5 protein-coding genes and 1 pseudogene are annotated in these 4922 nt (G+C 69.5%); 2 read left to right on the top strand and 4 right to left on the bottom strand.

All coding sequences use genetic code 11. From position 1 onward, the window contains the following. Nucleotides 1-1867: WD40 repeat domain-containing protein (locus tag ACTWQJ_RS46395; protein WP_443312402.1), on the top strand; the 1867-nt coding region annotated here is incomplete at its 5' end. Between the two features lie 11 nt (nt 1868-1878). On the opposite strand, the pseudogene ACTWQJ_RS46390 reads toward ACTWQJ_RS46395, so the two are convergent. Then, nucleotides 1879-2163, bottom strand: a pseudogene (locus ACTWQJ_RS46390) (phosphatase PAP2 family protein); the annotation flags it as partial. Nucleotides 2164-2168: 5 nt separating this feature from the next. On the opposite strand from ACTWQJ_RS46390, the gene ACTWQJ_RS46385 reads away from it, so the two are divergent. Further along, nucleotides 2169-2579, top strand: coding sequence for a hypothetical protein (locus ACTWQJ_RS46385; protein WP_443312401.1), 411 nt, complete (start codon nt 2169-2171; stop codon nt 2577-2579). Nucleotides 2580-2657: 78 nt separating this feature from the next. Here ACTWQJ_RS46385 and ACTWQJ_RS46380 read toward each other — a convergent pair whose 3' ends face one another. The 3 genes from ACTWQJ_RS46380 to ACTWQJ_RS46370 all read right to left on the bottom strand — a co-directional run. After that, a complete protein-coding gene (locus tag ACTWQJ_RS46380) occupies nt 2658-3071 on the bottom strand; it encodes a transglycosylase SLT domain-containing protein (protein WP_385263056.1) in 414 nt (137 codons plus the stop codon). Nucleotides 3072-3408: 337 nt separating this feature from the next. Then, nucleotides 3409-4248 (bottom strand): ECF transporter S component, encoded by an 840-nt coding sequence (locus ACTWQJ_RS46375; protein ID WP_443312400.1) that lies wholly within the window; start codon nt 4246-4248, stop codon nt 3409-3411. Continuing rightward, on the bottom strand, nt 4245-4922 hold a 678-nt coding region (locus ACTWQJ_RS46370), incomplete at its 5' end, for an ATP-binding cassette domain-containing protein (RefSeq protein ID WP_443312399.1). The genes ACTWQJ_RS46370 and ACTWQJ_RS46375, both read right to left, overlap by 4 nt.

Genomic DNA, 4922 nt, shown 5'->3' with positions numbered 1-4922 from the left:
CGAGCCACGACGCCTGAACACGCTGCACGTCGACGGGCTGCCGGGCTCACCGGATGCTCTGGCCCTGAACGCCGACGGCACGAGGCTCGCCGCGACCGGCTGGTGGAGCGAGGACGAGGACGTGGCGGCGGAGGAGGGCGCCGCACTCGTCCTGTGGGACGTCTCCGAACCGCGGCGGCCGCAACGCCTCTCGGTCACCAAGGGCGTGTACGAGGCGGATCGGGTGGCGTTCGCCCCGGACGGCCGTACACTCGCCACCTCGGCGGCTATCGTCCAAACCCGCGGCCCCCTCGACGTGGGGAACGCCTACGTGACGAGCGGCGTGCGCACCTGGGATGTCTCGGACCCGCGCCGGCCCCGACGCGGCGACAAAGTGATCGGGTCCCGGGGTGACGTGGCGTTCAGCCCGGACGGCAAGTCCCTGGTCACGATCGATGACCGATCCGCCAGGCTGATCGACGTCACCGAGCCGACGGACCTGGAGGAGCTGGCCGAATGGCCCGTCCACTCCGCCGAAGTGCAGGGGTTCACCTTCTCGCGGGACAGCCGACGACTGGCCACCGCCGGCGAGGATGGTGTCGTCGCCGTGTGGGACCTGACCGACCCACGTGCCCCTGAACGGCGGGACAGCCTGATAGGGCACAGGAGTGTGAGTGTGAAGCTCGACCGGGGCGTGGACATCAACGCCTTGAGGTTCGGGGCTGACGGCCGCACCCTGGTCTCGGTCAGTACCTACGGGGACAAGTCCGAGGTCATCCACTGGAGCTTGGGGAGCGCTCAAAAGGCCCATGTCGCAGGAAAGGTGGACAGCGGCGGAGGCTCGACGCGGATGGCGCTGACGCCTGACGGCAAGACGCTGGCCGTCAGCGGAGCGACCGAGACCAGCCTTTGGGACGTGAGCGAACGCACCCGCCCCAAGGCGAAGGCCACGCTCCGAGACACCTACAGCGTCATCAACGACATAGCCCTCAATGCCGATGGCACGTTGCTGGCGAGCGCCCACATCAACGGGACGGTTGTGCTGTGGGATGTGTCCGACCGGACCCGTCCGCGCATCGCCGGCAGGTTCACCACGGAAGAGTGGAACGGGACAGCCCTGGCCTTCTCGCCCGACGCGCCGCTCCTCGCGGTCCACGGCGAGGATCTCGGCCTCTGGAACATCGCGGACCCCGCCCGACCGACCAGGACCGCTCACTTCCCCGAGCCCCACCCCTACGCCGACGTCTCGTTCAGCCCCGACGGCAGCCGTCTGCTGACATCGCCGGGCGACGTCTCCCGAGGCGTCAGCCTGTGGGACCTGTCAGCCGGTGACAAGGGCTTCGTCATGCTGCCCTCCCCGGAGCATCCGCGGATCGGCCTCAACGGCAATACGGCGTTCAGCCCGAACGGCACCCTCGTGGCGATCGCGGACCCGATCATGTACAGCGACGAAAAGGCAGCCCTGGCCCTCTTCGACGTCAGCGACCCTCGCCACCCTCGACACATGAGCAGCGTGAGCCGTGAGGACGAGAAGCAGGTCAGGTTCAATCGCGTGGCCTTCCACCCCGACGGAAACCTGGTCGCAGCCGCCGGCGAGGACGGAATCACCTGGTTGTGGAGCGTCGCCGACCTCAGGAAACCGCACTTGGCGGGCCGTCTCGGCGAGCACCCGGACAGGGTGGACGACGTGCTCTTCGGCCCGGACGGACAGACCCTGGTCACCTCCAGCGACGGCATCGCGTACCTGTGGGACCTGGGCGACTACCCGGAGATCGCCGCGGACACGATCGGCATGGCCTGCCGTGTCGCGAGTGGCGGCCTGCTGGACTGGGAGTGGCAGGTGTACGCGCCCGACGTCCCGTTCCGCACGGCGTGCCCTTCCGGTTGAGAAGGTCGGCCCGGAGTCCGGTCCTTCACCGGCTCCGGCGAGCTGCCGGCCTCGGCCGCCCTGATCGTCGTACGCGCCCGCGGCCCCTGGAACACGTATGCCGGGCCGAACCCGGCGCCGACCACCATCGCTCCGCCGACCGCGTCGAGGACCCAGTGGTTGCCGGTCGCGACGATCGCCGAGAGCGTGAAGAACGGGTGGAGCATGCCCAGGGCTTTCATCCACGTCCTCCGGGCCACGATCGCGATCACGACCCCGCACCACAGCGACCATCCGAAGTGCAGTGACGGTGGAGCGGTGCATGGGAGATTTCGAAATTTATGCCTCGCCGCTGGACGTCGAGGCGGATGCGGCATGGGAAAGGGGGCTCGCTCAGGATGTCGCTGCGGTCCTCCGCGCGCCCGGGGTGACGCGGAACGGCGAGATCTACCACGTCGGAATCGCCCATGCGGCTGCGAACGTCACCCTGCTTCCGCCTGGCGGTGAGTGGGTGTGGCCGGTCTTCGAGAATCATCCCCTCGTGATCGACACTCACTTCCGGGCGGAATGCCCGGATTGGAAGAACTCTGAAGAGCTTGCTCGATACGTCTTTCGCCGACTCGGCGGGCTTTCGAAATACGAGCTCCTCCTTGTCCATGACCTGGAGGAGTATGTGGATGCCAACTTCGACTTCCCGGAGCGGCGGGGCATGAGCGGGTATCCAGCGGATTGACGGCATGGAGGAATGCCGAAGGCGGCGGCCCCGGGGATCGGGGGCCGCCGCCTCGTTCTTGGGTGCTGCTGGGCCGGATCAGTACCAGCCGTTGGCCTGCCAGAAGCTCCAGGCGCCGGTCGGGCTGCCGTAGCGGGAGTTCATGTAGTCCAGACCCCACTTGATCTGGGTCTTGGCGTTGGTCTTCCAGTCCGCGCCGGCGGCGGCCATCTTCGAGCCCGGCAGGGCCTGGACCAGGCCGTAGGCGCCGGAGGACGGGTTCGTGGCGTCGACGTCCCAGCCGCTCTCGTGCTCGACGATCTTGCTGAACGCGTTGAAGTGTTCGGCAGGGACCATCTGCTTCGCGATCGCCTTGGCCTGGGTGGGAGAAGCAGTGGTCGCAGCCTGGGCCGGGGTGGCGGACAGAGCCATTCCAGCGGTGGCGGCGGCGACGGCGACGCCGGTGAGGGCCTTCTTGGGGGCGGCGATGCGGCGGAGGAAGGAGACGGACACGTTGAACCTTTTTCGTCGGGGACGGGGTGGCCGCGGCATGCCGGAACCACGCGGTGCGCGGCGGGGGCATGCATTGGCGCCGCGGCCCTGTGGGCTCGTCGGCGCCGTGCGACGTCATCCAGAGAAGCAGGCCGGGAAAGGGTCCGCAATGACCCCTTTTACTAGTTGTGGTCGCATCTGAGGTGAAGGTTCTTTGTGTGACGTGGCTCTCAATGTGCAGGTCAGAGAGGGTTATGGCGTGGACATGGCATCCGATTTGTCCGACTAGGGTAGGTAGTAGGTGATGTGCGTCATGTGGGGTGCCTCACCCGCCGGGTGACGGTGGGTTCGTGGCCGCTCACTCAGCGGGTGCGTCGAATGTGACCGGCGTCTCGAACGCGGCCCGGCGCGTGGCGCGGCGCAGTGCCTTGAGGACCGCCGGACCGAGGAACAGGGTCAGGACGACGGTGACGACTGCTCGGCCCAGATCCCAGCCGAGCGAGGTGGCCAGGCAGTAGGCCAGGAAGCGGGCCAGGTTGGCGGGGACCGTCGCGTCCGGGTCGAAGGCCACGTTCGAGGCGAGGGCGCTCATGAAGGGCCAGCCCGCGAGGTTCATGATCGTGCCGTAGGCGAAGGCGGCGAGAAAGCCGTAGGCGGCCAGCAGGAGCAGTTCCGCTCGGCCGCGCAGGCGGTCCGGGCCCGGCAGCAGGCCCGCGCCCATCGTGAACCAGCCCATCGCCAGCATCTGGAACGGCATCCACGGGCCCACCCCACCCGTGAGCAGCGCGGACGCGAACATCGTCACCGAGCCCAGCACAAAACCGAAGCCCGGGCCCAGGACCCGGCCGCTCAGCACCATCAGGAAGAACATCGGCTCGATACCCGCCGTCCCCGCACCGATCGGCCGCAGCGCCGCACCTGTCGCGGCCAGCACACCGAGCATGGCCACGGCCTTCGGGCCGAGCCCCGACTCGGAGATCGTCGCCGCCACCACCGCGACCAGCAGCACCAACAGGGCCGCGAAGAGCCAGGGAGCGTCCTGTGCGTGCGCCGCGATCTGCGAGGTCGGCGGGGCGAGGAAGGGCCAGAAGAAGGCGGCCCCGCCCACCGCGCTGACCAGGGCGAGGGCGGCGAGGGAGCGGGGACCGAGGCGGACGGCTCGGGCCTGGCGGATGTGGGGGGAGTACGGGGCTGTCATGTCAGTGCCTCGCGGACCCGGGTGACCGTGAGCCATTTCTGCGGGGCCAGGATCTTGGTGACCTGTGGTGCGAAGGAGGGGGAGGAGACGACGACGTCGGCCGTCGGGCCGTCGGCGATCACCTCGCCCTCGGCCAGCAGGACCACCCGGTGGGCGAGCTCGGCGGCCAGTTCGACGTCGTGCGTGGCCAGCACGATGGCGTGCCCGTCGGCGGCCAGCGCGCGCAGCACGGCGACCAGGCGGGCCTTCGCCGCGTAGTCCAGGCCACGGGTCGGCTCGTCCAGGAGGAGCAGCGGAGGGCGGGCGGTCAGTACGACGGCCAGGGCGAGGGTCAGGCGCTGGCCCTCGGAGAGGTCGCGGGGGTGGGTGTCGTCCGTGATACCGGGGAGGAGGTCGGAGACCAGGGCCCGGCAGGTGCCGGGCGTGGCGCCCGCGTCGGCGTCGGCTGCCGTGCACTCGGCGGCGACGGTGTCGGCGTAGAGGAGGTCCCGTGGTTCCTGCGGTACGAGGCCGACGCGGCGTACGAGATCGGGGGCCGCGGTGTGGTGCGGGGTCGCGTCGCCGACGCGGACCGTGCCGGCCGCCGGTTCGACGAGGCCGACCAGGGCGGAGAGAAGGGTGGACTTTCCGGCGCCGTTGCGGCCCATCAGAGCGATGGTCTCGCCGGGGGAGAC

Source organism: Streptomyces sp. KR55, assembly GCF_052245645.1.
In the GTDB taxonomy this organism is placed as follows: domain Bacteria; phylum Actinomycetota; class Actinomycetes; order Streptomycetales; family Streptomycetaceae; genus Streptomyces; species Streptomyces flavusporus.
Note: the sequence above shows the minus strand (reverse complement) of the source record. Positions and strands in the feature narration are given on the sequence as shown.